Below are 26,550 nucleotides of genomic sequence, written 5' to 3' on the forward strand. Positions count from 1 at the left end.
TTTTCATCTATCACTGAATTTCAGGCTTTACTGTACTGGCCCAGCAAAACCTGAAAATTCTATTAGTTACATAAGATTAGAAACTATATTTCCATGTTAAGGTTGCTGTACGACCATCATAGACAGGCACATACAACGTAGAGCTTGAATAACCATACAAGGTGCGGTCAAATACATTTTTGATACCCAAACGCAGTGACCAGTCTTTGTTATGTTGGTAAGAAGCGCCGACATCTACACGTGCGCCACCCGGAATCGCGGTTGCAGCAGCAGTTGTACCTAAACGCGAATCCGAAAATGCATTTACACCCAGTGACAAACCATACCCTTTTAGACGTTCAGACTGAAAATCATAGGTCGTAAACACATTTAACTGATGTTTAGGTTGTGCCGCATAATACGTAGTTGACACTTCAACATCTTTAGCTTCCGCAAAAGTATAATTAAACAGTACATTCCAACCTGGTAAAATACGGCCTGATGTTTCTAATTCCACACCATTTATACGTTTGGCTTTACGCGTGTCATAACACCGCTCAGCAGCGTTATATTGCAATACATTGGTTTGATCCAATTGATAAGCTGCCAATCCCCATGATAAACCACCTGTTGGTGATTCACCTTTCACACCAACTTCTTTGTTCTCAGTTTCCATTGGTGGGAAATCTGTACCACCACTACAATATGTTGCTATCGGTGATTGCGGTAAGAATCCACCTGAATAATTGGCATAGACAGAAGTATTTGGCGTAACGTTATAAACCAACCCAGCATTAAAGGTGGTTTTATCTGTTTCCTTCTTGGTCGTTGTAGTGGTATTTTGCGATGTATAATAATACGTCGAACTTGGTTCACTAATATAATTGGTATGACGCACACCAAGAGAAGCATGCCAATCGCCCAGACTGATCAGATCCTGTAAGAAAAAAGCATACTGTTTAGAATTACTTTTATAGTCTGAATATAAAGTATCGGACCCGCGAAGATTTGGGAAATTATATTGCTCGTCCTGATAGACAGGGACCTGTGCTGCACTTAAACTTGAAGAATAATAACTTAATGTATTTATCTTAGTTTGTGAGTGGTTAATCCCGGCAGATAATTTATGTCCCACCAATCCTGTATCAAAATCAAAACGTAAATAGTGATCGCCACTCAACGTTTTGTAATTCATGATACTATTGGAATTGACCATATTCATGATCATATTCGCGGTACTAATCGGAAATTGTGTACCCCATACATTCATATCTTGTTCGGTTTTTGAATATTGCAAACGGCTAACCGCCGTAACCCACGGTGCAAAGCTATGTTCAAGATTATAAAAGTAGCGTTCGCTTTCGATCTTCATACCATCATGCGCATTACCAAGACGCATGGCCGGAATCTCTTGCACACCACCGGTAAGTGCAAAAGTATAATAATTCTGTGGAATATAGGAATCATCATAAGAAGCACCTACTGTCACATCAGTTGCATCATCTTTCCAGCGTAATTCGCCCAATGCATAATTCGCTTCACGACCATCAAACCCGGCCTCTGAATGATCCTGCCGTGTCATAGAACCTACCACACGATAACTTAGTTTTTTATCTTGGGTAATCGCATCACCAATATCCAAACTACCAGTTTTGTCATCATGTGTACCATACGATAAGGTAACATCGCGGATACGTTCTGCTGTTGGTTTCTTACCAACAATATTGACACCACCACCTAAAGTATTGGCACCTGACAAAATTGCTTGTGGTCCCTTCAGCACTTCAACCCGATCAATCCCGGCGACATTACTGCTGCTAGCATAAGGATCGTCAATACCATTTGACAGTGTACTGGTCTGAGTAAATCCACGAATTGAATAACTTGGTGTACCTTGTGCACTAGAACGGGTGATTACACCGGCGACATTTTGTAATACATCCTGTACAGATTGGGCCTGTGTATCTTCAATAGCTTTAGCCGTTATAACAGTAATTGCCTGAGGAACATCCTTAAGGTCTGCACCACTACGTGTTGCAGTTTCAGAACGAGAGGCTTTATATCCCTGTTCGGCTTCACTACGTGTTGCTGTGACAGTAATTGCACCAAGCATATGTACGTGGACTTGAATTGTTCCATTTGCTAATGTAGACATCGTCAAACCACTGTCCGATATCGCACGTTGCACCGCTTCAATAGTTGCTAAGCTGCCATTAATTTCTGGTGCTTTAACATCCTGAACATCCGCAGTTTCAAAACGAATTGTCTGACCACTGACACGAGAAATTTCTCTTAACGTGTTTGCTAGTGGTCCAGCTGGAATTGCATATGATTTTACCGCTACAGAACTTGTCGTCGTAGCTGCTGTTTCTGCATATGCAGGCAACCCCATTGCCATTGCTAATGCACCCCACACGAGTGAGTGTTTCCATGTTGGCTTTATGTAAGCACATTTTTTGGATTCTGTATGGAACACTTTTCATTTCTTCTCAAAGAAAGATGGTTAAATTCCTTCTACAAAACTTTCAACTAACCGCTATAGTATCAAATTTTGTAAATGATGATTCAGTTAATTTGCAACAAAACCATAACACTTAGCAGAACAATTAACATAACAATTTTTATATATCTATATTCATTTTTTTGCAAACAATTTTATATATAGTGAGCTGTTAACTTATAGGAGAACGGGGCAAAATAACAAAATTAAATTGTAAAATAATACAGTTTTCTATATAGTAGTTTCCCACAATGAAAACCGTATTAAGACTATAAATAAGCAAAGTTTTTATGTTCTTTTTGAGGTCATTTTTTGCTTACTCACAGTGCAGCTGCACCAATACAGTTTTTTATTGAATATTTTATCCCTATTATTTATACCAATACACTTGAGAATAATCCGATGTATCTTTCAGACACCTTAATTGATCAAATTGCTCAGTCAGTTATGGAAAAAATCAATAAAGGCGAATTAAGCATCGGTATGCGCTTACCTTCAGTTCGAAAATATGCAAAAACACTGAATGTCAGCAATGAAACCATATTACGTGCTTATGACAAACTGGTGGTTCTAGGCTATCTTGAAGCCCGTCGAGGTTCTGGATTTTATGTCCAGAAAACACAAAGTAATGAACCGCAACAATCCCCTGTCAAACCCTGGATGCAGCGTGGAAGCAATGTTTCTGCTTGGCAAAATATTCTCTATGAGAATGATATTTCCGAGCAGTCTTCTCCTCTCAAACCATCCCTATATAAGCAACAAGGCATTGATTTATTACAACATGCGCTCAAACAATTAGATAGCAACACCCTATTACGTTTGAGTCAATATGCCAATCCACAAGGTTTCTTGCCCTTACGCCAACAATTACAACAAAAACTTGTACAACAAGGTATTCAAGTCACAGCAGATCAAATTATTACCACCAATGGCGCAACCGATGCCTTACATCTGATTCTCTGGTCGCATTTTTTCCCTGACCAAGTAATTTTTATTGAAGATCCGACTTCAGTTATACATCAACAAAGAGCACTGGCAAGTGGATTAAATATTCATCGCATCCCTAGATTAGAAGATGGTCCCGATTTAGAAGTGTTACAAACACTTTGTGAGAAATACAAACCCAAAGCATTTCTCATGAGTTCTATCCTGCAAAATCCGACATCCAGTTGTTTGTCGGTATATAAAGCCCATCAATTGCTTAAATTGGCAGAAATGTATAATTTCTTTATTATTGATGATGATAGTTTTGGGGACTTATTGCCTGAATCCCAGATGATTAATATCACCCGATTGGCAAATCTTGATCAATTAAGCAGAGTCATTCAAATCGGTAGTTTTTCCAAAACCATCGCGCCAGGATTACGTTCGGGCTATATTGCGGCACAACAAAAAACCATTGAACATATTTTATTGTATAAATCAGTTGGTGAAATTCAAAACTCATTACTCACCGATGCTCTAGTCGCACAGATACTGGCGAGTGGTGACTATCCTGCACATTGTTTAAAACTGGCCACACAATTTACCCCTTTCAGACAGAAAATTAAAAAACAGTTGGTCGACATTGGCTGGAATATTCCAGAAACAGGTGCTGGAATCTATCTATGGGGCTCACTTGATGAAAAAGCCCATCCTGAAGCACTGGAAGCCACAAATAGTCTGGCCATCCAGCATATACCGGGAAAAATCTTTTCGATTGACAAGGAATTTGGGGCTTTCAAGCGCTTTAATATTGATTCAATTTTAAAGTAAAAATTAAACAAGTCTTCTTGGTACAGATAAAAAAGGATACAGCATGCTGTATCCTTTTTTGCATATCACTTACCCTATTGCTTATATCTAAATAGGGCTTTTTATCAACATCTTTACACTTTGACGCGATTTTTTAACAATTGCATGAGTAAAGGAACGGGACGACCTGTGGCGCCTTTATTCGGACCGGATAACCATGCTGTGCCCGCGATATCAAGATGTGCCCAGCGATATTCACGGGTAAAGCGTTGCAAGAAACATGCAGCAGTAATTGAACCACCATGCGGTCCACCAATATTGGCAATATCAGCAAATGGAGAATCCAGCAATTCCTGATAATCTTCCATGACCGGCATTCGCCAGACCCGATCCATACTTTGCTGCCCCGCATCCATAATTTCCTGCGCCAGCACCTCATCTGAAGAAAATAATCCACTCAAGACTTTACCTAAAGCCACCACGCATGCCCCGGTAAGTGTTGCAATATCAATCACAAGTTCCGGGTTAAAACGTTGGATATACGTCAGCGTATCGCAAAGCACCAGACGCCCTTCTGCATCTGTATTCAGAATTTCAACAGTCTGACCACTCATGGTCGTGACAATATCTCCAGGACGAGTCGCCTTGCCGGATGGCATATTTTCCACACTGGCAATCGCTCCCACGACATGTATCGGTAATTTTGCTTCACATAATGCACGAATGGTTCCCAGTACAGATGCTGCGCCACACATGTCATATTTCATTTCATCCATTGCCGCAGCCGGTTTAAGTGAAATACCACCCGAATCAAAGGTCACCCCTTTACCGACCAGAACCACAGGAGCCTGTTGTAGATCTGAACAATATTCCAAGGTAATGATACGACCCGGACGGGCAGAACCTTGTGCGACAGCAAGAAATGCATTCATGCCTAACTCGGCAATCTGCGGCTCTTCCAATACAGTGACTTTTAACAAATCCGGATACTGTTTTGCCAATTCAAGTGCTTGATCTGCCAGATATTCAGGTGCACAAATATTAGGTGGACAATTGCCCAAATCCCGTGCGAAATTTTGTCCGGAAATAACCGCATTTAAAAAAGCTAGCTGATCAGCATCCAAAGTGGAATTGCTGGCAATCAGCTGAACCTGTGACAATAATGCCTCTTTTTTCTCTGACTTAAAGGCATGATATTGATAAGCTGCCTGTGCCAGATAGAGTCCAAAGGAGTAATGAAATTGCTCTGGTAAGGCGCTGATATCGACATCAATATTTTGATATTTTTTTTGAGTCACGCTTACAATAGTTTGTGCAATTTTTGCCAGTTTCTGGGGAGTAAGTTCATCAATTTTTCCCAAACCCAATAAATTACACAAGCCCTGTTCAGAATAAAGTTGCAGACCATCATTAAAATCTGCCTTAAATACTGCCTGTCTGACAATACGTTCCAGACCGGGAATCTGATCACTCAGTGAGGCCGGTACTGGTTGGGCAACATCAACCAAAACAAATAAACTGATGCCCGAATCGGGGCTACTTTGCAGTGAAATTTTCATATCAACCTTTTCTATCCTACTTTTTCCTGATTAAAAATCATGCCCAATCATGTGGTTAGTCCTATTTTTAATCAGAATATCAATCTTAAAAATTTATTACAGCTGCATCACAATCCTGCGCGATCATTCAAATCTGATCTTCTAGCAAATCTAGATATTTTTCGGCATCTAATGCTGCCATACAGCCTGATGCTGCCGAAGTGATTGCCTGACGATAAATACTGTCTGCTACATCACCGGCAGCAAATACACCTTCAACCGATGTGGCCGTAACATTTCCGGCAATACCACTTTTTGCTCTAATATAGCCGTCACACAAATCCAGTTGCCCTTCGAATATTGCTGTATTGGGTTTATGTCCAATGGCAATAAACACACCTTGCAACATGATTTCCTGTGTACCGTCGTGCTGTGTAGACTTTAAGCGCACACCTGTGACACCCGTATTATCCCCCAACACTTCATCGACCTGATGATTCCAGATGATGGAGATTTTTCCTTGCTGCTGCTTTTCCAATAAATGATCCTGTAAGATTTTTTCCGCACGCAGACTGTCACGTCGATGTACCAACGTGACATGTTTGGCAATGTTAGATAAATACAGCGCTTCTTCTACCGCTGTATTACCACCGCCAACCACCATGACATGTTGATTGCGATAAAAGAACCCATCACAGGTTGCACAGGCACTGACACCCTGTCCCATAAATTTTTGTTCGGAATCCAGACCCAGATATTGTGCCGTTGCACCTGTCGCAATAATCAAGGCATCACAACTATACTGACCGGCATCACCTGTCAGGATAAAAGGAGGTCCACTAAGATCTACTGCATGAATATGATCATAAACAAATGTTGTTCCAAAGCGTTCTGCATGCGCCTTCATTTGCTCCATCAATAACGGCCCAGTTAAGCCAGCGATACCGCCAGGCCAATTGTCCACTTCGGTGGTGGTGGTTAATTGTCCGCCTAATTGCAATCCAGTAATTAAGGTCGGGCTTAAATTGGCACGGGCAGCATAAACTGCCGCACTGTAACCAGCGGGGCCGGAACCCAAAATAATCAATTTACTATGCTGCATTTGCATTGCTGCCTCTAATCCAAGACTCGTCATTAATTTTCACTCACAAAGGCAATATCACTTAAGCCTGCCGCACTGGCACGGGACATGACCTGTGCAACCATGTCATAACGTGAGTCTTTATCTGCCCGCAATTGTACCGTCGGTTTTTCGGCAGCCTGAGCTTCCTGTTCAAATCGCTGTTCAAGTTCGCCCAGACCAATAATTTGATCATTCCATGCCACCTCACCCTCTGCATTAATACTAATCGTAATGGGTTTGGGCGGTGGTGTTTGTATTTCCGCCATGGTCTTGGGCAATGTCAACGGAATTGAAGGATTCGCAACTGTCGCCGTCACCAGAAAGATAATCATCAGGACCAGCATAATATCGATGAGCGGAATCAGGTTCATTTCATTCATTCCACCATCATGCTCTTCACCAAGTTGAAATCCCATGTGTATTCTCCAAGCAAATATTGTTCAGCTGTTAAACCGTATAAACATCAGTTTTCGGTTCACTTATGCAACATCGTATCGATCAATAACACATGCGCCTGATCCTGTAAGGTATGCGATAAACGTCGATTGGCACGTACACAGATGTTATAGGCCAACACAGCAGGGATCGCGACTGCCAGTCCCAGACCTGTCATAATCAGTGCCTCACCCACTGGCGTAGCGACTTGTGCCAAACCAGCCTGACCACTTTGACCAATCGACACCAACGCATGGAAAATTCCCCATACTGTCCCGAACAAACCAACAAAAGGTGCCAAAGAAGCAATCGTACCCAACACCGAAATGCCTTTATCTGCTGCTGTTTTTTCTTCGGCAATCTGACGCAGTAAAATTTGCTCTACAACAGATTTACGTTGTTCAATCGTTAAAGCAGATAATTTAGGCTTGATTGATTCAATGGCTTGCTCAAGTTGCGATGAGACTTTTTTCTGAAGTGTGCGCGTGTTTTTTAAGCGTAGAATAAAAATACTCCAGCATATCAACGACATCATAAATAAAATAAAATACAAACTTTTGCTAATCACATCAGAATGTTGCCAATATATTGAAAAATCCATGCCTTACTCCAAAATTTGCCAGTTTCGATCAGATAAGTTGAAATGGCTGCTGAGCCCTTACTGGATAAGTGACACCACCCTCCACATAAGGTTTAAGTTTCGCTTTACGTACTGCCCGCATAACGATTTGATCTAAATTCTCTACACCACTGCTTTGCATCACCCGAACATTGGTAATCTCACCTTTTTCATTGGCTTCGATCTGTAAAACAACGATACGGTTTTGACCTTTTAAAGCATCGGGTTCATAAGAAATCTTTGGTTGACGACTCCATTGCACCCCTTGCGTCCCACCGATTTCGACAGTTTTAAATACAGGCAATGACGCAGATGGTTTACTTACTTCTACAGCAGGTTGATTGACTGGGGTTGGAGACGTCACTTTTTCAACCACGGGTTCTTTAGGTTGAACCTGTGTGTTTGTTACTACCGGTGTCGCATCAATCGTCTGCATCACTGGATGCTGTTCTGTTACCGGCTGCTGCTGTACCACTTTTTTCGGTTGGACCATCTCTTTGACAGATTGAACTTTTTCAACCTTTTTAGGTGGTGTTTCTATCTTTGGTTCAGTTTTAACTTCTTTAGGCTTTACTTCAGGTTTAGGTATTTGCTGAGGTTCAGGTTTAAGTTCCTGTATCGGCGGAGCTGGTAATGGTGCAGATGGCGTAGACGGTGCAGGAATTTTGACAAAATGCACTTGAATTGGTTCTTTTTTATGAATGACCAATTCAGGTGCACGAAAATTACTCAACAACCAGATACCGCCCAAATGTCCAACCAGAACAAGTGCAACCGTTGAAATGACACTTTTCTTCACCATCGGAGTGCTATAGGAACGCTGTTGATCTAAATAATACATAAGCCTGTTAAACCTCCGAAAGCTGTTGTTTTCAAATTAAATCTTTTTTGTATGGAACACTTACAAGTCAATAAAAAATGACCGTATTCCATTCCAGATCCACAGAATTAATATTTAAATCATTATTTAAAAAGATAAATAACAATAAACTCATATTCTTTAACCAGTCTGTATCCGCTTAAAAGATCTACTTTAAACAAACAATTTTCATGCCAATTTGCAAGAACACTAAAAACAATTAGCATAACAGTTAAAACAATTTTATATCGCGTTGGCAGCCTGATCCAATGCCTGATATAAATCGGCCTTCAAATCTTCAACGTGCTCCAGTCCGGCATGGATACGAATCAGATAACCATCGCTCGGTAAAGTCGAAGTACTACGATAAGGTTTGCCTACAGGTAACACTAAACTTTCGTAGCCACCCCAAGATAAGCCGATATGAAAAAACTCTAGACGATCAAAGAAACTTTCAACAAATGCTGGATCCTGTGTTTTCAGATAAAATGAAAACAGCCCTGAAGCCCCTGCAAAATCACGCTGCCAGAGAGCATGATCAGGACTATTCGGCAATGCAGGATGACATACCACATCAACCGCAGGATGAGCCGCTAGACATTGTGCTAGAGCGATACCATTGTCATGATGCTGTTTTAAACGTACTGCCAAACTACGTAGCCCACGCAAAGCCAAAAATAAATCGTCCGGACTGGTGGTTTCGCCAAAAAAATGTACGCTTTGATTTAACTGATCCAAACTTTCAGCATTTGCGGTAGCAGTGCCCATCAAAAGGTCAGAATGCCCACCGATATATTTGGTCACAGCCTGAATGGAAACATCCGCACCATGTTCAAGCGGTTTAAAAAATAAAGGTGTTGCCCATGAATTATCAACCAAAACCTTCGCTGCATATTGGTGACTAATGTCCGAAATGGCAGCCACATCACTAAATTCAAAAGTGATCGATCCGGGTGATTCGATAAATACCACACTGGTTTTTGCATTGATCTTTTGTTGTAATTCGGCTAAACAGGTTGAATCAAAATATTCAACCGTAATGCCCAGACGCGTTAAAACATGATCTGCAAAATTACGTGTCGGACCATAAATATTGTCGGCAATCAATACATGATCACCTGTTTTCACAAATGCCATTAATGCATGCGTGCAGGCAGATAAACCAGAAGGAAATACCATACAACCGGCACCACCTTCCAAATCATTAATTGCTTTTTCAAAAGACTTGGTCGTTGCCGTACCAAAACGCCCATAATTTCGATATAAATCGCCGTTTTGTTTGGTCTGTTCCCATTCTTTAAAACTATTGGCCAGAATTGTAGATCCACGGAATACAGGGGTATTGACCAATCCATCAAAACGTTGCGGCGTTCTGCCCACATTAATGGCTTGCGTATGTATATGACTCATAAAAGTACCAAAAAATTTATTTCAGATTGATTTCAATTTGAGAATAGAACAATTTAAAAAAATTGATTTTTAATTTTTTTACTTTATAAGGATAAAATTAGAATAATTTTTTAAAAAGTTATAATTTAATAGATAAATTATCCATAAATGGCTTGTTATAGTAAATAAATATATTTACACCCATATGGCATAGATTTTGCTAATTTTATTGGTTTTACTTGTGTAATCACATGGATTGATCAATATTGAGGCTTAATCATTCTTTTCTGTTTAGTTTTAGAAAAATTGTTCGAGAATTCCATGTATCTGCCCTCACCTACTGTTCTGGTCACTGGTTTTGAAGCCTTTGATACCTATCAGCACAATCCTTCTTGGACCATTGCACAGGCCTTGGATCAATGGCAAATCCATCACCATGTCGTACATGCACGACAATTACCCTGCGAATTTCATCGGGCATCACAAACACTTTTACAGGCTTTACAAACATTGCAGCCCACACTCGTCATCTGTTTGGAACTTGCTGCAAATCGTGCAGCTATTTCTCTGGAACGAATTGCAATCAATATTGATGATGCCAATATCCCCGACAATGCAGGTCAACAGCCCATTGATAAAAAGATTCAGTTGACTGGTCCTGCGGCATATTTCAGTAATTTGCCCATTAAAGCCATGCTACACGCCATTCGGGAACAGCAGATTGCCTGTGAAATTTCCAATACAGCCGGGACATTTGTCTGTAACCATGTATTTTATAATGTCATGCATTATTTACAGCAGCATGCACCACAAGTGCGCGCAGGCTTTATTCATGTTCCGGCATTTTCCGGTTCAGGTATCGTATCACCAGCAACCATGGATTTAGCCCAGCACATTCAGGCCATTCAAATTGCAATTTCAACTGCCCTATTGACCTCACAGGATCTCTCTATACCAGCTGGACATATTGCTTAAGCGCAGTCATGCATTGCATTGATTTCTTATCATTTTAAAAGAAATTTAATGGTAATTCTGTCGAATATTTAATTTGCTCCATGGCAAAACTGGAACTGACATCGGCCAGACCGGAAATCTGGATTAATTTTTTATAGACTTTGTCGTATTCTGCCACATCGGAAACAGCGACCTTAAGCAGGTAATCCGTTTCACCTGCCATGCGATAAACCTCAATCACTTCATCTATGCTGTTGATATGATCATGAAAATTCTTAATCCATTCAACACTATGCTGTGCTGTCTTGATAAAAACGATTACGATTACATTAATATTTAATTTTTTACGATCGAGTAATGCCACTTTGGCACGAATAATTCCATCTTCTTCCATTTTATGGATTCGACGCCAACATGCCGTATTACTTAAACCAACACGATCAGCAATATCCCCAATGGAACGGGTACAGTCTTTTTGTAAAATATCCAAAATAATACGATCATATTTATCGAGCTGGAATTTCATTGGCGCCATATTTCCTGTTAGAAAGATGAAAAAGCAAGAAAGCATGTGCTGATGCTCAAATCGCATTCTCTATCTCATACTATATTAGAATATTAATTCTACATATAGCTCTTTTTAAGAAATATTGATCCATTTTTCTTAATTTTTTTAGAAAATTAAAATAATATTTCCCTAAACACGATTATTATAGATTTTATCCACTTATTTCCATCAGCACGTAGATTTTTTTGATCTGCTTGACTTATGGCTAATCTCCCCCAAACTGGCAAATCGTGTTAATTACGGAGTTTTTATGTCACAGCACATCTGTACGTCTATTCCTACTTTACAGGACATCGAAACTGCTGCTGTACGCCTGAATAATACAGTGGTCAGAACCCCTTTTTTATTTTCAGAAACACTATCCAAACAGTTAAATACCACGCTTTATCTCAAATTTGAAAATCTGCAATTTACTGCGTCATTTAAAGAACGCGGTGCATTAAACAAATTGCTTAGCCTGTCTACAGAAGAAAAAGAAAAAGGTGTCATTACAGCCTCGGCAGGTAATCATGCACAAGGACTGGCCTATCATGCACAAAAAACCCAAAGTAATGCCACAATTATCATGCCGGAAAATACACCCAATATTAAGGTTCAACGGGTAAAAGAATTTGGTGCAAATGTGATTCTACATGGTAAAAACTTCAATGAAGCCGCACTGGAAATGCAGCGTCTTGCAATCGAAAAAAAGATGACCATTGTGCACCCATTTGATGATCCGGATATTATTGCAGGTCAAGGTACCATCGCACTGGAAATTTTAAATGACAGACCGGATATAGATACCCTTATTGTGCCAGTAGGCGGTGGTGGGCTTATTTCCGGTATTGCCATTGCTGCCAAAGCAATACGCCCCGACATCAAAATTGTAGGCGTACAAACAGCAGCTTATTCCGAAATTGCACGTTGTTTTGGCAAGCAAAATATTCCTGTAGGCGCAACATCTACAGTCGCCGAGGGCATTGCCGTCAGTCAACCGGGGCAACTGACCCAGCAAATTATTAATCAGTATGTAGATGATATTTTGATTGTTGATGAAGACACACTCGAAGAAGCCATTGCCCTCTTATTGAATGTGGAAAAAACCGTGTGTGAAGGTGCTGGTGCTATCGGTATTGGTGCATTAATGGCTTATCCACAGTATTTTACAGGACGTCAGGTTGGCGTCATTTTATCTGGCGGGAATATAGATACGCGGGTGATGATCGCAGTGCTACAACGCCATTTAACCCGAACCGGAAGAATTGTACGAATCCGGGTGGAATTACCGGATAACCCCGGCGCACTGGCGCGTTTAACCGCCATCATTGCCGAATATAATGGCAATATCTATGAACTCAGACATGAGCGTTTTGCTGCTGCCAGTCGGGCCAAAGAAAGTGCTGTCAGCGTAGATATCGAATTAAAAAGTGCATCTGATCTGGATATTCTGCTCAATGCTTTGACGCAAGAAAAATATGTGGTCAAAAAAGAATATTTATAAGATCAGTACCTGTTCTTCTCAGTATCCATGCCGGTTAACCGGTATGGGTAAAAATAGTTTTTTATCGAATTAAGTTATCAAGTATGAATCCTCCATCCTCACAACACCCTGTTTCAGATCCAGCTACTCGCATTAAAAGTGAAAATCGGCCTGTGGTTATGCCGCATTCCACCCTTGAAGATATTTTGGCGTTATTAACAGGGACCTTTATTTTGTCTTTTGCCCTCAATCTTATTCAACAAACTGGTCTGATGATGGGTGGAACTATGGGATTGGCACTGCTATTACACTACATCTCACACATTCAATTTGGTCTTCTATTTTTTCTGGTGAATAGTGTGTTCTTTTATTTGGCCTATAAAAAAATGGGGCTTAATTTTGTCATCAAAACCATTGCTGCGATTGGATTAGTTTATCTATTTACTGAAATTACTCCGCACTTTATCCATATCCAAATGATTCATCCGTTCTATACAGCAATCATTGCCAATCTTTTAATCGGAATTGCACTGTTAATTTTATTTAGACATAAATCCAGTCTAGGTGGAATCAATATACTGGCTTTATATATGCAACAACACTACAAAATTTCTGCCGGTAAATTCCAAATGATCATGGATTTATCAATTCTCTTTATTTCATCATTTTTTATGGACATTCATTTATTATTGATCTCACTTATCGGTGCCGTGATTTTAAATCTGGTGATCACCATGAATCATAAAGATCAGCGTTATATTGTTTGAAGTATAGATGATATGCACTCGTTTTTATTCTTAATCAGATTATTGTGCATAGAAAAGGAAGGCATTCGGAAAACAATGGAATTAGGCAGCTACTACTCTATAAATTTCATTTGATTTACAAGACTTAGAATACAATATCGAATGAGGTAAAATAAAGAAGTGGTGCGCTCAGCGGGACTCGAACCCACGCCACAGGCTTCGGAGACCTGTACTCTATCCAGTTGAGCTATGAGCGCATTGTTGTGGTTGCACATCATAGGCAAAAATCATGGCAAGGTAAAGTAAAGTTCATCTTCCACATGATAATTGCCTAACTTTCACTCGATAAATAATGATCTAACTAAAAACCTGCTCAACTTTACCCTGTAATTGCGTACCCAATAATGGTGTATTTTTACCATTCGATAAAATCGTATGTTTATCCAATACCCATTGTTGTTCTGGATTTACCAAGACCCAGCCCGACTGTTGCTGCCAAACTTCGGTCAGATCAAAGATTTTTGCAGCTTGTGTGGTGACTTTCTCCACCCATTGCAAAGGACTTAATAGATCATCTTTGACCAGTTGTACGCCTAAAGCAACAAAGCTATCAAAAGCACTAAAACCAGACTCAGTTTCAGCAAAAGGTGCCATTTTTGCAGAAGCACTCAAAGGTTCATGATGGGTACAAATTGCATCAATAACGCCTGATTTGACGCCTTCACGCAGTTTAATCTTGTCTTGTTCGGATCGTAATGGAGGACGAACATGCGCCAATGAATTAAAACCATCAATAATGATATCGGTTAAATGCAGTTGATGCATTGCTACATCGGCTGTGACAGGCAAACCTTTAGCTTTTGCCTGTGCGATAAGCTCAACCGAAGCACCGCAGGATAACAAACCAAAATGCGCACTGACACCCGTTGCTTCAATCATTTGCAAATATTTGGCAATTGCCACTGTTTCTGCCATTGGCGGAATCATCGGTAGTCCCTGACGTGACGCAATAAAGCCTTCATGTACACAGCCATCTTTGGCGATTTCAGGTTCTTCTGCATAAAAGACAACTTTAAGTCCCAGACCTGCTGCATATTCCAATGTGCGAATAACCACATCATCATCGGCAAAGGCTGCATTGGCATTGGAAACCGCAATGCAGCCACCCTTTTGAAGCCCAGCCATATTAGCCGGTTGCTGTCCTTTAAGACCTTGCGTTTGTGCCCCGATAATGTGTAAATAAATGTCACCATCTTTTAAGGCTTTTTCTTTTAGACCTTGAATTAATGCACCATTATCCTGCACGATTGGTTTGCTATCTGGTGGCGTAATGACATGTAAGATACCATTCTGACGAGCAGCATGACCTTCCGATTTTAGAGTACCATGTTGTTGTTGGCCTGGTTCTCGTAACCGGGCACACAGATCCAGCATGGTCGGCATTAGCCATTTACCTGTACCATCTACACGCGTTATTTGCGCTTGATCAATATCAGTTTCAGCAACAATTTTGCCTTCGTTCAGATAAACTGTTTGTACCTGATCAGTCTGCGTTACCGGGTTTAAAACACGTACATTTTCAATTTTTACAATATTGCTCATGTCATCTTATCCTTTAAACCGTCTAAATCGCCAACGCGTCAATTAAACCTTGTGCTTGCAATTGCCCTTGCATGGATAAAGCAAGCACAGCCATACGTACTGCAATACCATTGGTGACCTGTTTTAGAATCACCGATTGCGTACCATCAGCAATACTGGAGGCAATTTCAACACCACGATTCATCGGACCAGGATGCATGACAATCGCATCCGGTTTGGCCAATGCCAAACGCCGTTCATCCAAACCGAATAATTTATAAAATTCCTGCTGGGAAGATAATGCCGGAGAATCAATCCGTTCGTTCTGAATACGTAGTGCAATGATCACATCACAGTCTTTTACACCTTCATCCATATTGGTAAATAGCTGAACATCAGGGGCATATTCTTCAAAACCCACTGGTAATAAAGTACGCGGACCAATCACACGAATATCTTTACAACCTAATGTCTGCAAGGCAGCAACATCAGAACGGGCAACACGGGAATGCTTAATATCACCAATAATTGCTACGCTGATATCGGAAAAAGGTTTATGGCTTTCCCTCTGAATGGTCAGCATATCCAGCATGGCCTGCGTTGGATGGGCATGTCGCCCATCACCAGCATTAATAATGGCAATCTCCGGACAAACTGTCTGTGCAATAAAATGTGCTGCACCAGAAGCAGAATGACGTACCACAAAAATATCCGCAGCCATCGCCTGAAGATTCCACAAGGTATCTCTTAAGGTTTCACCTTTAGAGGTACTGGAACGAGCAATATCAATATTCAAAACATTAGCAGACAGTCGTTTTGCTGCGGCTTCGAATGTAGTGCGGGTACGGGTGGAATTTTCAAAAAAGAGATTCATTACAGTTCGCCCTTCGAGTAACGGCGACGTAATTAAATTATTATTATCATCAAAAAAACTTTGTGCGGTATCTAAAATCTTGTGGAGCGTGTCTTTACTCAGACCTTCAATGGTTAAGAAATGTTTTAAATTTCCCTGATCATTCAATTGTATCTGACTTGGCTGATGTTGGGCAGCAATATGCATGATGGATTCCTATGGTCGAATCACGAAAACGCCCATAGTTTAGCTGAAAATGAGAATATTTAGCAGCCCAAGTTTTAATCGTTCTTACAAAGTTTATCCATTTAAACCGATTCATTCGTTAAAAACTGCCAATTATGACTGGCAGTGTTTTCAATAGTATTCATTTGGATATGATCTGTTTTAACCAATCCGGCGTTTTAAACCAGTCATTTGTAAAATACGGGTAGAAATTTCTTCAATCGACATTTCAGATACGTTTAAAAATGGAATCCCTTCAGAAATATAAATCCCTTCTACAGCACGCAGTTCCATTTGACACTGGCTAAAGCTGGCATAGCGACTATTGGCTTTACGCTCGGTACGGATAGCAACCAGACGTTCTGCATCAATCATCAAACCGAACAGCTTGTGTTTATGAGCCTTTAAAACTGCAGGTAACCGATTGTCATCCAGATCTTCTTCCGTTAATGGATAATTTGCCACCCGAATACCAAATTGTAATGACAAATAAATAGAGGTCGGTGTTTTACCAGAACGAGAGACACCGATCAAAATAATATCTGCCTGATCATAATGTCGGGTACGTGCCCCATCATCATTATCCAAGGCAAAATGCACCGCATCGATACGGGCTTTATAATATTCAGAATCAATCACCGCATGGGTCTGTCCGACTAAAGTTGTAGCCTTAATATCTAGCTCGGTTTCAATCTTACTGATCAGCCCCTCAAACACATCCAGATTCACTGCATTGGCGGTATTAATAATCTCCCGAACCACAGGATTAACCAAGGTATCAAAGACCAGTGGCAAATTGCCCTCTTTGGCTGCGGTGCTATTAATTTCAAGCACAACATTTAAGGCACTTTCTTCCGAATCCACATACGGTTTGATATGAATATCAAACTTAACATTTGGAAATTGCGCCAATAAAGAATGACCTAAGGTTTCAGCTGTAATGGCTGTTCCATCGGAAATAAAAAATACACTGCGGCGAATCAAGTTACTTTCTGACATGTTTTTTTTCACCTTAAACATTTGTCTTAATGGCACATAATCTTTATAGTAAACACATGTTGAAAATCTGTCGCCTACTATCGGCTAAAATATAGGCACATAAAGCTCGTTTTGGCAATTTATTCATGAATAGTATTGATATAATGTCTACACGTTCTTTTTAAACTTTTTTAAATTTTTTACTTACATCACAGTGGAGTAACGATCTTGGAAGCACGCGTTATTGGTCTGGAAAAATTAGGCAAACATGATGTTGAACGGGTGGGTGGAAAAAATGCCTCTTTAGGTGAAATGATTAGCCATCTTTCCAATGCTGGAGTATCAGTGCCTGGTGGTTTTGCGACTACTGCCGACGCTTACCGTGAGTTCCTTGAAAAAAGTGGTTTAAAAGCCAAAATTCAAGCAGAGCTTGCAAGCTTAAATGTTGATGATATTGCAACACTCACAGAAACTGGCGCCAAAATCCGTAAATGGATCGTCGATTCACCACTGACTCCAGAACTCGAACAAGAAGTTCGTGATGCATTTACTGCAATGTCAAATGGTAATCCCAATATTTCTGTTGCAGTACGTTCATCAGCAACAGCAGAAGATTTACCCGATGCATCTTTTGCTGGACAACAAGAAACTTTCCTGAACATTCGTGGTATTGAGAATGTTCTGATTGCAATTAAAGAAGTATTTGCATCTCTATATAATGACCGCGCCATTGCCTACCGTGTCCATCAAGGTTTTGACCATGACATCGTGGCACTTTCTGCCGGCGTACAACGTATGGTCCGTTCAGAAACAGGTGCTGCGGGTGTAATGTTTACCCTCGATACCGAATCAGGCTTCCGTGATGTCGTATTTATCACCGCCTCTTATGGTCTGGGTGAAATGGTAGTTCAGGGTGCAGTCAACCCGGATGAATTCTATCTTTCAAAACCATTGTTGAATGCAGGAAAACATTCGGTATTACGTCGTAATCTTGGTTCTAAACATAAGAAAATGGTTTACACCACAGATGGCGCTGCGGGTCGTTCCGTTGAAATCGTTGATGTTGAAAAACAAGATCGCCAACAATTTGCTTTGAATGATCATGAATTACAAGAACTTGCCAAACAAGCACTGATCATTGAACAACATTATGGCGCACCGATGGACATCGAATGGGCCAAAGATGGTGATGATCAACAAATTTACATCGTACAAGCGCGTCCAGAAACTGTAAAAAGCCGTCAATCTGCTGGCACAATGGAACGTTATCTGCTTAAACAAAAAGGTAATGTACTGTGTGAAGGCCGTTCAATCGGTCAGCGTATCGGTTCTGGTAAAGTCCGTATCGTGACGAGCATCAAAGAAATGGATAAAGTACAACCTGGTGATGTACTGGTATCTGACATGACAGATCCAGACTGGGAACCCGTCATGAAACGTGCTGCTGCCATCATTACCAATCGTGGTGGTCGTACCTGTCATGCAGCAATTATTGCCCGTGAACTTGGCGTACCAGCAATTGTTGGTTGTGGGAATGCAACTGAAGTATTAAAAGATGATCAGGAAGTAACAGTTTCATGTGCCGAAGGTGATACCGGCTTTATTTATGAAGGTGCGCTGGATTTTGAGGTGCAACGAAACTCTATCGAATCCATGCCTTCACTTGCATTTAAGATCATGATGAATGTCGGTAATCCGGATCGTGCTTTTGATTTTGCACAAATTCCAAATGCTGGTATTGGTCTGGCACGTCTGGAATTCATCATCAACCGTATGATTGGTGTGCATCCAAAAGCATTAATCAATATCGATAGCTTGCCACGTGAAACTCGTGCTGCCGTTGCTGCACGTACTGCCGGTTATTCTTCTCCGGTTGAATTCTATGTTGAAAAACTGGTTGAAGGTATCGCTACACTGGCTGCTGCATTTGCCGACAAACCTGTCATTGTGCGTATGTCTGATTTTAAATCCAATGAATATGCAAACCTGATTGGCGGTAAATTATACGAACCAGAAGAAGAAAACCCAATGCTGGGCTTCCGTGGTGCAAGTCGTTATGTTTCTGATAACTTCCGTGACTGTTTTGAACTAGAATGCCGCGCCTTGAAAAAAGCCCGTGACGAAATGGGCCTAACCAATATTCAAATCATGATTCCTTTCGTGCGTACAGTTGCCGAAGCAAAACGCGTGATTGAACTGTTGGCATTAAATGGTTTAAAACGTGGTGAAAATGGTCTGAAAGTCATCATGATGTGCGAATTGCCAACCAATGCATTATTGGCTGAACAATTCCTTGAACATTTCGATGGTTTCTCTATTGGTTCAAACGATTTGACACAATTAACACTGGGTCTGGATCGTGACTCCGGTATCGTATCACATTTATTTGATGAACGTGATCCAGCCGTAAAAGCATTATTGTCTATGGCGATTCATGCATGTCGTAAAGCCGGTAAATACGTTGGTATCTGTGGACAAGGTCCTTCAGACCATCCAGATCTGGCAAAATGGCTCATGGAACAAGGTATCGAATCCGTGTCATTAAACCCAGATTCTGTGTTAGATACATGGTTCTTCCTCGCAGAAGAAAAAGCCAATAACCAATAAGACTTGTTATTTTCCCAAAAGACCCTATATTACATAGGGTCTTTTTTTATTTTTTATCTGTTTTTGAGATTTAATGATGCAAATTTATTTGGCGAGAAATAACCAGCAAGCAGGTCCTTACACTGTCGAGCAACTCAATCAAATGCTCGCGAGCCAACAAGTTCTTCTCACAGATTTAATTTGGCATATCGGCATGACCGAATGGAAAACAGTGGGCGAAGTCACACAAGGACAATCATACTATTATCCAGAAGCACCCCAAACTGCCGAAGCAGCACCTGCATCTACCCCATTCAATCCAGTACCTGAACAAAATACCACAACAGCAAAAATAGCCATCGAAAAAAAACCTGCTGCCCTAGCGCCACTCTCAAAACGTGCATTTGCAAAATTTATCGATCTTTGCCTATGGATTCCGGCAGGTTTATTTAGTACCGCATTTATGAGTGCTGAACAAAAAGCTCAGGTGGCAAAACTTCAGGGTGAAATCTTCACCTTAATTGGTCAGGATAAAGTAGATCAGGCCAATCAGTTATCTTATGAGGTATTGGCGTTAGTACCACAAAGTGTCTGGCTTGCCATGGCAGGTTATATTCTTGCCATGCTGGTGTTACAGGCAATTTTGCTACATAAGACTGGTCAGAGTATAGGTAAAAAAGTGCTAGGGATTCAAATTGTTGATGCCACGACCAAAGTACCTGTCAATATTACCCGCAGCTTCTTGCTACGTAGCATCTGCTTTATTATCCTGAATTATTTTATTACCCCTATCTTTTCCTTGATTGACTGGGTATTTGCCTTTGGCAAAAAACGTCAGGCGCTGCATGACCGTCTAGCAAGAACAGTGGTAATAGACAAAAAATAACCAATCAAGCAATTTTACAAAAAAACCCTATCAAATTTAGGGTTTTTTATTTTAACTTAAATCCAATGTATATTTATCAAAACATAATTTCAACCATTGATAGCACCTAATCATTTGATTTCAAATACTTTATAATAAAATATAAGTAAAAAATGTGACACACGCCACAGCCTATAAAATGATGATAAAACCTGCTTGCTTCTATTAAAATATTATTTTATATAATATTTTTAAATATAATATAACCATATATAAAATATTTTACCAATACAAATAATATATTGATTTATAATAACTATTTACAATTTTTTAAATATCAATCATTATACTTTAAAGTATAATGTTGGATAATCGTCTGATTTAGCTCTCTCTTTTTGCCGGATTTTCGTAAGTTTTGTTATAGCTTAGTTGCTTGTAATCAGGCATAATGCCCTACAACGTAGCGGTGCCACATAGGCTTAAGGATTTTCCTTATTCACACGTGCAGCACTCAAATCGCTATCCCATAATTTATTTAAATGGGTCTCTTCACCGAGGTTGTATCATGAGACAAACGACATTAGCTGTATTGTCTTTATTAACAGCTGCTACAGTCTTAACCGGCTGTGGTGGTGATATTGTACTTCTCAATCCTGAGGGATCAGTTGCAGAAGGTCTTTCTGGTTTAATGATGACAGCAATCTATACGATGCTGCTTGTTGTTATTCCATCGATCATCATGGCAATCTGGTTCGGTTGGAAGTATCGTAAAGCTAATAAAGATGCAGACTATCAGCCAAATTGGGCTCACTCTACTGCAATTGAAATTGTAGTATGGGGTATTCCTATTATAATTATTGCATTCTTGGCTTATCTTGCCTGGAAGGGTTCGCACGAATACGATCCGTATAAATCTCGTGCGCAGGATCCATCGCAAGATTTAACAATTCAAGTTATTGCTGAGCAATTTAAATGGATATTCATTTATCCAGAACAAAATATTGCAACGATCAATGAAGTTCGCTTCCCAGAAAAGCAGCCGATTGGATTCCGTGTAACATCTAACTTTACAATGAACTCATTCTTCATTCCAAAGTTGGCGGGTCAAATCTATGCCATGGCAGGTATGCAAACTCAATTACACTTAATTGCCGATAATACTGGTGTATATCGCGGTTTCTCTGCGAACTATAGCGGTTATGGCTTCTCTCAAATGCACTTTAAAGCACATAGTGTGACACAAGCTGAATTTGAACAATGGGTACAAACCATTAAAGAAGGCAAAGGCAATACAGTTGTTGTTGATGATAAAGGTACAACTGCAATTCAAAAAGGTCTGTTAGACCAAGCTGAATTGGCGACCCTTAAAGATGGCGACCGTTCTAAGCATCAAATCGAAGCACTGGTTAAAGAAGCGACACGTAAAGGTGATGCTGAAGCATTAGCTAAGGCAGAAGCGATGACGCCATATCCAAGCAAACCTACGCCTGTGACGTACTACTCTTCTGTGCAGCCTGATCTATTTAAAACTGTGATCAATACTTATATGAGTAATTATCATGGTGATAATGCACATGGGCAAGCACATGTAGAATCTCACGAGCAAGTGGCTCATGAAGCAACACCTTCAGTTGAAGCGACTGCAAGCGAAGATACAGCTACTGCAACTGCTGTAGCGGGAGAATAAAATATGTCTTTTTTATTCGGTAAATTAGGTCCCGAAGCAATTCCTCAAGAACCGATTGTACTTGTGACGATGGTCATTATGATCCTCGGCGCAATTCTGGTTCTTGGTGCGGTTACTTATTTCAAGCTTTGGGGCTATCTGTGGAAAGAATGGTTTACAACAGTTGACCATAAACGCATTGGTATCATGTATTTCATTGTATCGGTCATCATGCTGGTACGTGGTTTTGCAGATGCCCTGATGATGCGTTTACAGCTTTTCCTCGCAGGTCCTGGTGGTGAAGGCTATCTACATCCAGACCATTACGATCAGATCTTTACTGCGCACGGCGTCATTATGATCTTCTTCGTTGCCATGGGTCTGGTTGTGGGTATGTGGAACATTACAGTGCCATTACAAATTGGTGCACGTGACGTTGCATTCCCACTGCTAAACTCTTTGAGTTTCTGGCTATTTGTGGGTGGTGCTGGCTTAGTCATGGCATCATTGGTACTGGGTGAATTTGCTGCTACAGGTTGGTTGGCTTACCCGCCGCTGTCTGGTGTTCAATATAGTCCGGGCGTTGGTGTAGATTATTATATCTGGGCATTACAGCTATCTGGTCTAGGTTCATTGCTATCTGGTGTTAACTTCTTTGTGACCATCATTAAAATGCGTGCGCCTGGCATGAAGCTTATGGATATGCCAGTATCTACATGGACTACCCTGTGTGCGTCTGTGTTGATTATTGCGACATTCCCTGTGCTTACAGCAACGCTTGCAATGTTGTCACTTGATCGTTACTTCGGTTTCCATTTCTTCACCAATGAGCTTGGCGGTAGTCCAATGCTGTATGTGAACCTGATCTGGACATGGGGTCACCCAGAAGTATATATCCTGGTATTGCCTGCTTTCGGTTTATATTCTGAAATTGTTTCTACGTTTAGTCGTAAACCTCTGTTCGGTTATAAATCAATGGTCTATGCAACTATTGCAATTACCATTCTATCGCTGGTTGTATGGGTTCACCACTTCTTTACTATGGGTGCCGGTGCGAATGTCAACGCATTCTTCGGTATCATGACCATGATTATCGCCATTCCAACTGGTGTGAAAATGTTCTCTTGGTTATTCACGATGTATCGTGGCCAGATTACTTTTGCATCACCAATGTATTGGACTATGGGCTTCTTGGTTACCTTCGGTATCGGTGGTTTGACTGGCGTATTGATGGCGGTTCCACCTGCTGACTTCCTTGTTCATAACTCATTATTCCTGATCGCTCACTTCCATAACGTGATTATTGGTGGTGTGGTATTTGGTTTCTTTGCTGGTCTCACCTTCTACTGGCCAAAAATGTTTGGCTGGAAATTGGATGAGTTCTGGAACAAAGTTGCGTTCTGGTTCTGGTTCTTTGGTTTCTATTTTGCATTCATGCCACTGTATGTCCTTGGTTTCATGGGTATGACACGTCGTTTGAATACTTATGACAACCCAGACTGGACACCATTTCTGGACATCGCAATGATTGGTGCTGTATTGGTGGCAATCGGTGTTGTGTGCTTATTACTCACCTTTGGTGTTGGTTTCTTGAAACGTAAACAAACCATCGACTACACAGGTGATTCATGGGGTGATGGCCGTACATTTGAATGGTCTACTTCATCTCCTGCGCCATTTTATAACTTTGCAACCGAGCTTGAAGGCGAAGGTATTGATCGCTTCTGGTCAGACAAAGAAAATGGTGTTGCATACAAACGTCCTGCAAAATATACCGATATTCACATGCCAACCAACCGTTATGCTGGCTTTATCATCGCAATGATCCTGACTGTATTAGGTTTTGCATTGATCTGGCATATCTGGTGGTTAGTGGTTGTTAGCTTTGTTGCTGCTATCATTTCATTCATTCGTAGCTCATTTACCAAAGAAGTAGATTACTATGTACCTGCTGCTGAAGTAGAGCGTATCGAGAATGAGCGTTTTGCATTACTCGAAAAACATTTGAAGAAGGACTAAGACGATGGCTGAAGTACTTCATCACGACGACCACGGACATGATGATCATCATCACCATGATGATACGCCTATTACCGTCTTTGGTTTTTGGACATACTTGATGAGTGACCTTGTACTTTTTGGTACACTCTTCATCGCTTTCGCTGTACTGAGTGGCCATGTGCCACCAGGCACACCGACTGCAAAAGAATTGTTCGGTGATTCATTAGGTTTTGTTTTAACAGAAACAATGGCACTTTTGATCTCATCTGTAACATTTGGTTTTGCTGTGCTTGCGCGCTACAAAAACGATGTAAGTGGTGTACTGAAATGGTTAATCATTACTTTTGTTTTTGGTGCAGCGTTCATCGGGATGGAACTCTATGAATTCCATCACCTGGTACATTCTGGTCATGGACCAAGCACAAGTGCTTTCTTATCTGCATTCTTTACTCTGGTTGGTACACACGGTATTCACGTGACATCAGGCTTGGTTTGGATGCTGGTATTAATGTATCAAATCAAGACACAAGGTTTAACCTTACCAAACACTCGTCGTTTGGCGTGTTTAAGTTTGTTCTGGCATTTCCTTGATATCGTCTGGATTTGTGTATTTAGCTTAGTTTACTTAAAAGGAGTTCTTGCATGAGTCATGATGTAAATAACCCTGGTGCAGCGCACGGTAGCTCTAAGCAATACACAATCGGTTTCATTCTGTCTATTATTCTCACCATCATCCCGTTTGGGATGGTGATGTCAGGTATGACTGGAACTGCTGTGTTGGCAACAATTGCGATTACTGCAATTGCACAAGTCCTAGTACAGTTAATTTACTTCTTGCACCTGAACGGTTCTGAAGAACAACGCTGGGATACTATTGCATTTATTTATACAGTCCTTACAATTGCCATTCTTTTTGTCGGTTCTATCTGGATCATGAATTATCTACACGCTAACATGATGCTCTAAACGATTGTCATGTTAAAGCAATACCTATTCCTGACTAAGCCAGGGATTCTCTTTGGTAACTTCGTTACCACCTTGGGCGGCTTCTTCTTAGCCGCACAAGGCCAAGTTGATCTCCCCCTCCTTATCATTACCATCATTGGCACTACACTTGTGGTGGCATCCGGTTGCGTCTTTAATAATATTATCGACCAAGATATTGACCAAAAAATGCAACGTACGCGTACGCGGGCGTTGGTGAAAAAAACCATTTCTGTACCAGTCGCATTCATCTTTGCAAATGTACTTGGTCTTGCAGGTTTTGCCATCTTGTTTTTTATGGTGAATATCTATTCTTTTCTATTCGCTGCCCTCGGTTTCTTTGTTTATGTGGTGCTATATAGTCTATGGACAAAACGCACAACCATTCATCAAACCATTGTAGGCAGTATTTCAGGGGCCTGCCCTCCTGTCATCGGTTATTGTGCCGTCGCAAATCAATTTGATTATGCTGCCCTGATTCTGTTGATTGGCTATGCTTTCTGGCAAATGCCACATTCATGGGGCATTGCGATTTATCGTTTTGATGATTATCGCAATGCACATATTCCGATTTTACCTGTAGCACGCTCTATCAAGCGCACTAAAATAGAATCAACGATTTATGTCATTTTATTTATGGCATGTATGAATCTGCTGTATTATTTTGGTTATGCAAATATCTGGTATGCCGCAATCCTGAATGTCTTATGCGTCTATTGGATTTATTTAAGTTTAATGGGCTTTAAAGCAGAAAATGACCAAGTCTGGGCACGCACCTATTTCCTCTTCTCAGTCAAATTGATCACAATTATTAGTTTAGGATTTTACTTTACGGCTAGTGCACCCACTCAAGCACTGATCATTCCTTTACCATTTTTATAATGATCGTCATTTATCCCTCTTGT

The 26,550-nt window shown here is 40.7% G+C and carries 22 protein-coding genes and 1 tRNA gene; 11 read left to right on the plus strand and 12 right to left on the minus strand.

Annotated features, from left to right (window positions below):
* Nucleotides 1-76 precede the first annotated feature (76 nt).
* Nucleotides 77-2,395 carry a TonB-dependent siderophore receptor gene (locus CAP51_RS14310; protein WP_087621445.1) on the minus strand — a complete coding sequence of 773 codons (2,319 nt, stop codon included), beginning with the start codon at nt 2,393-2,395 and terminating at the stop codon, nt 77-79.
* 396 nt (nt 2,396-2,791) lie between these two features.
* Between CAP51_RS14310 and CAP51_RS14315 the strand changes: the two genes are divergently transcribed.
* The gene (locus CAP51_RS14315; protein WP_087621446.1) at nt 2,792-4,234 is read left to right on the plus strand and encodes an aminotransferase-like domain-containing protein; all 1,443 of its coding nucleotides are present in this window, start codon (nt 2,792-2,794) and stop codon (nt 4,232-4,234) included.
* A 113-nt stretch (nt 4,235-4,347) separates the two neighbouring features.
* Here CAP51_RS14315 and CAP51_RS14320 read toward each other — a convergent pair whose 3' ends face one another.
* The 6 genes from CAP51_RS14320 to metC all read right to left on the minus strand — a co-directional run bounded on the left by CAP51_RS14320 (nt 4,348) and on the right by metC (nt 10,197).
* Entirely contained in the window at nt 4,348-5,772 is a 1,425-nt protein-coding gene (locus CAP51_RS14320) for a leucyl aminopeptidase (protein WP_087621447.1), read from the minus strand.
* A gap of 127 nt (nt 5,773-5,899) precedes the next feature.
* Nucleotides 5,900-6,859, minus strand: coding sequence for a thioredoxin-disulfide reductase (gene trxB / locus CAP51_RS14325; RefSeq protein WP_087621655.1), 960 nt, complete (start codon nt 6,857-6,859; stop codon nt 5,900-5,902).
* A 26-nt stretch (nt 6,860-6,885) separates the two neighbouring features.
* A complete protein-coding gene (locus tag CAP51_RS14330) occupies nt 6,886-7,290 on the minus strand; it encodes an ExbD/TolR family protein (protein WP_087621448.1) in 405 nt (134 codons plus the stop codon).
* A 59-nt stretch (nt 7,291-7,349) separates the two neighbouring features.
* Nucleotides 7,350-7,910 (minus strand): MotA/TolQ/ExbB proton channel family protein, encoded by a 561-nt coding sequence (locus CAP51_RS14335; protein WP_087621449.1) that lies wholly within the window; start codon nt 7,908-7,910, stop codon nt 7,350-7,352.
* A gap of 28 nt (nt 7,911-7,938) precedes the next feature.
* Nucleotides 7,939-8,769 carry a TonB family protein gene (locus CAP51_RS14340; RefSeq protein ID WP_087621450.1) on the minus strand — a complete coding sequence of 277 codons (831 nt, stop codon included), beginning with the start codon at nt 8,767-8,769 and terminating at the stop codon, nt 7,939-7,941.
* Nucleotides 8,770-9,030: 261 nt separating this feature from the next.
* The gene (gene metC / locus CAP51_RS14345) at nt 9,031-10,197 is read right to left on the minus strand and encodes a cystathionine beta-lyase (protein ID WP_087621451.1); all 1,167 of its coding nucleotides are present in this window, start codon (nt 10,195-10,197) and stop codon (nt 9,031-9,033) included.
* A 300-nt stretch (nt 10,198-10,497) separates the two neighbouring features.
* Here metC and pcp point away from each other — a divergent pair, with 300 nt between their 5' ends.
* On the plus strand, nt 10,498-11,151 hold the full coding sequence (gene pcp, locus CAP51_RS14350; RefSeq protein WP_087621452.1) for a pyroglutamyl-peptidase I: 654 nt from the start codon (nt 10,498-10,500) through the stop codon (nt 11,149-11,151).
* Between the two features lie 34 nt (nt 11,152-11,185).
* On the opposite strand, the gene CAP51_RS14355 is transcribed toward pcp, so the two are convergent.
* Nucleotides 11,186-11,656, minus strand: a complete 471-nt coding sequence (locus CAP51_RS14355) for an Lrp/AsnC family transcriptional regulator (protein ID WP_087621453.1) — start codon at nt 11,654-11,656, stop codon at nt 11,186-11,188.
* Between the two features lie 292 nt (nt 11,657-11,948).
* Here CAP51_RS14355 and CAP51_RS14360 point away from each other — a divergent pair, with 292 nt between their 5' ends.
* Together CAP51_RS14360 and CAP51_RS14365 are read left to right on the plus strand one after the other, a co-directional pair.
* A complete protein-coding gene (locus tag CAP51_RS14360; RefSeq protein WP_087621454.1) occupies nt 11,949-13,181 on the plus strand; it encodes a threonine ammonia-lyase in 1,233 nt (410 codons plus the stop codon).
* Between the two features lie 158 nt (nt 13,182-13,339).
* Entirely contained in the window at nt 13,340-13,927 is a 588-nt protein-coding gene (locus CAP51_RS14365; RefSeq protein ID WP_245809182.1) for a YitT family protein, read from the plus strand.
* 160 nt (nt 13,928-14,087) lie between these two features.
* Here CAP51_RS14365 and CAP51_RS14370 read toward each other — a convergent pair.
* The 4 genes from CAP51_RS14370 to ppsR form a co-directional block, all read right to left on the minus strand.
* Nucleotides 14,088-14,163: transfer RNA gene (locus CAP51_RS14370), tRNA-Arg, on the minus strand.
* A 100-nt stretch (nt 14,164-14,263) separates the two neighbouring features.
* Nucleotides 14,264-15,508, minus strand: coding sequence for a dihydroorotase (locus CAP51_RS14375; RefSeq protein WP_087621456.1), 1,245 nt, complete (start codon nt 15,506-15,508; stop codon nt 14,264-14,266).
* Nucleotides 15,509-15,530: 22 nt separating this feature from the next.
* Nucleotides 15,531-16,547, minus strand: a complete 1,017-nt coding sequence (locus CAP51_RS14380) for an aspartate carbamoyltransferase catalytic subunit (protein ID WP_087621457.1) — start codon at nt 16,545-16,547, stop codon at nt 15,531-15,533.
* A gap of 180 nt (nt 16,548-16,727) precedes the next feature.
* Nucleotides 16,728-17,564, minus strand: coding sequence for a posphoenolpyruvate synthetase regulatory kinase/phosphorylase PpsR (gene ppsR, locus CAP51_RS14385; protein ID WP_087621458.1), 837 nt, complete (start codon nt 17,562-17,564; stop codon nt 16,728-16,730).
* Between the two features lie 207 nt (nt 17,565-17,771).
* Here ppsR and ppsA point away from each other — a divergent pair, with 207 nt between their 5' ends.
* The 7 genes from ppsA (at nt 17,772) to cyoE (ending at nt 26,527) form a co-directional block, all read left to right on the plus strand.
* Nucleotides 17,772-20,150, plus strand: coding sequence for a phosphoenolpyruvate synthase (ppsA, locus tag CAP51_RS14390; RefSeq protein WP_087621459.1), 2,379 nt, complete (start codon nt 17,772-17,774; stop codon nt 20,148-20,150).
* Between the two features lie 76 nt (nt 20,151-20,226).
* Nucleotides 20,227-21,015 (plus strand): RDD family protein, encoded by a 789-nt coding sequence (locus CAP51_RS14395; protein WP_087621656.1) that lies wholly within the window; start codon nt 20,227-20,229, stop codon nt 21,013-21,015.
* A 544-nt stretch (nt 21,016-21,559) separates the two neighbouring features.
* Complete coding sequence (gene cyoA, locus CAP51_RS14400; RefSeq protein WP_087621460.1) at nt 21,560-22,681, plus strand: ubiquinol oxidase subunit II; 1,122 nt, start codon at nt 21,560-21,562, stop codon at nt 22,679-22,681.
* Between the two features lie 3 nt (nt 22,682-22,684).
* On the plus strand, nt 22,685-24,679 hold the full coding sequence (gene cyoB, locus CAP51_RS14405; RefSeq protein ID WP_087621461.1) for a cytochrome o ubiquinol oxidase subunit I: 1,995 nt from the start codon (nt 22,685-22,687) through the stop codon (nt 24,677-24,679).
* Nucleotides 24,680-24,683: 4 nt separating this feature from the next.
* Entirely contained in the window at nt 24,684-25,307 is a 624-nt protein-coding gene (gene cyoC / locus CAP51_RS14410; protein ID WP_087621462.1) for a cytochrome o ubiquinol oxidase subunit III, read from the plus strand.
* Nucleotides 25,304-25,627, plus strand: a complete 324-nt coding sequence (gene cyoD, locus CAP51_RS14415; protein ID WP_087621463.1) for a cytochrome o ubiquinol oxidase subunit IV — start codon at nt 25,304-25,306, stop codon at nt 25,625-25,627. The genes cyoC and cyoD overlap by 4 nt, the downstream gene beginning before the upstream one ends.
* Before the next feature lie 9 nt (nt 25,628-25,636).
* Complete coding sequence (gene cyoE, locus CAP51_RS14420) at nt 25,637-26,527, plus strand: heme o synthase (RefSeq protein ID WP_087621464.1); 891 nt, start codon at nt 25,637-25,639, stop codon at nt 26,525-26,527.
* The last annotated feature ends 23 nt before the right edge of the window (nt 26,528-26,550 follow it).

The sequence above is a fragment of the Acinetobacter populi genome (genome assembly GCF_002174125.1).
GTDB classification, from domain to species: Bacteria; Pseudomonadota; Gammaproteobacteria; order Pseudomonadales; family Moraxellaceae; genus Acinetobacter; species Acinetobacter populi.

Bases quoted from the DNA above. Each gene is read 5' to 3' on its own strand.
- CAP51_RS14320 (WP_087621447.1), bottom strand. From the start codon at position 5,772: ATGAAAATTTCACTGCAAAGTAGCCCCGATTCGGGCATCAGTTTATTT.
- trxB (WP_087621655.1), bottom strand. From the start codon at position 6,859: ATGCAAATGCAGCATAGTAAATTGATTATTTTGGGTTCCGGCCCCGCT.
- CAP51_RS14330 (WP_087621448.1), bottom strand. From the start codon at position 7,290: ATGGGATTTCAACTTGGTGAAGAGCATGATGGTGGAATGAATGAAATG.
- CAP51_RS14335 (WP_087621449.1), bottom strand. From the start codon at position 7,910: ATGGATTTTTCAATATATTGGCAACATTCTGATGTGATTAGCAAAAGT.
- CAP51_RS14340 (WP_087621450.1), bottom strand. From the start codon at position 8,769: ATGTATTATTTAGATCAACAGCGTTCCTATAGCACTCCGATGGTGAAG.
- metC (WP_087621451.1), bottom strand. From the start codon at position 10,197: ATGAGTCATATACATACGCAAGCCATTAATGTGGGCAGAACGCCGCAA.
- pcp (WP_087621452.1), top strand. From the start codon at position 10,498: ATGTATCTGCCCTCACCTACTGTTCTGGTCACTGGTTTTGAAGCCTTT.
- CAP51_RS14355 (WP_087621453.1), bottom strand. From the start codon at position 11,656: ATGAAATTCCAGCTCGATAAATATGATCGTATTATTTTGGATATTTTA.
- CAP51_RS14360 (WP_087621454.1), top strand. From the start codon at position 11,949: ATGTCACAGCACATCTGTACGTCTATTCCTACTTTACAGGACATCGAA.
- CAP51_RS14365 (WP_245809182.1), top strand. From the start codon at position 13,340: ATGCCGCATTCCACCCTTGAAGATATTTTGGCGTTATTAACAGGGACC.
- CAP51_RS14375 (WP_087621456.1), bottom strand. From the start codon at position 15,508: ATGAGCAATATTGTAAAAATTGAAAATGTACGTGTTTTAAACCCGGTA.
- CAP51_RS14380 (WP_087621457.1), bottom strand. From the start codon at position 16,547: ATGCATATTGCTGCCCAACATCAGCCAAGTCAGATACAATTGAATGAT.
- ppsR (WP_087621458.1), bottom strand. From the start codon at position 17,564: ATGTCAGAAAGTAACTTGATTCGCCGCAGTGTATTTTTTATTTCCGAT.
- CAP51_RS14395 (WP_087621656.1), top strand. From the start codon at position 20,227: ATGCAAATTTATTTGGCGAGAAATAACCAGCAAGCAGGTCCTTACACT.
- cyoA (WP_087621460.1), top strand. From the start codon at position 21,560: ATGAGACAAACGACATTAGCTGTATTGTCTTTATTAACAGCTGCTACA.
- cyoB (WP_087621461.1), top strand. From the start codon at position 22,685: ATGTCTTTTTTATTCGGTAAATTAGGTCCCGAAGCAATTCCTCAAGAA.
- cyoC (WP_087621462.1), top strand. From the start codon at position 24,684: ATGGCTGAAGTACTTCATCACGACGACCACGGACATGATGATCATCAT.
- cyoD (WP_087621463.1), top strand. From the start codon at position 25,304: ATGAGTCATGATGTAAATAACCCTGGTGCAGCGCACGGTAGCTCTAAG.
- cyoE (WP_087621464.1), top strand. From the start codon at position 25,637: ATGTTAAAGCAATACCTATTCCTGACTAAGCCAGGGATTCTCTTTGGT.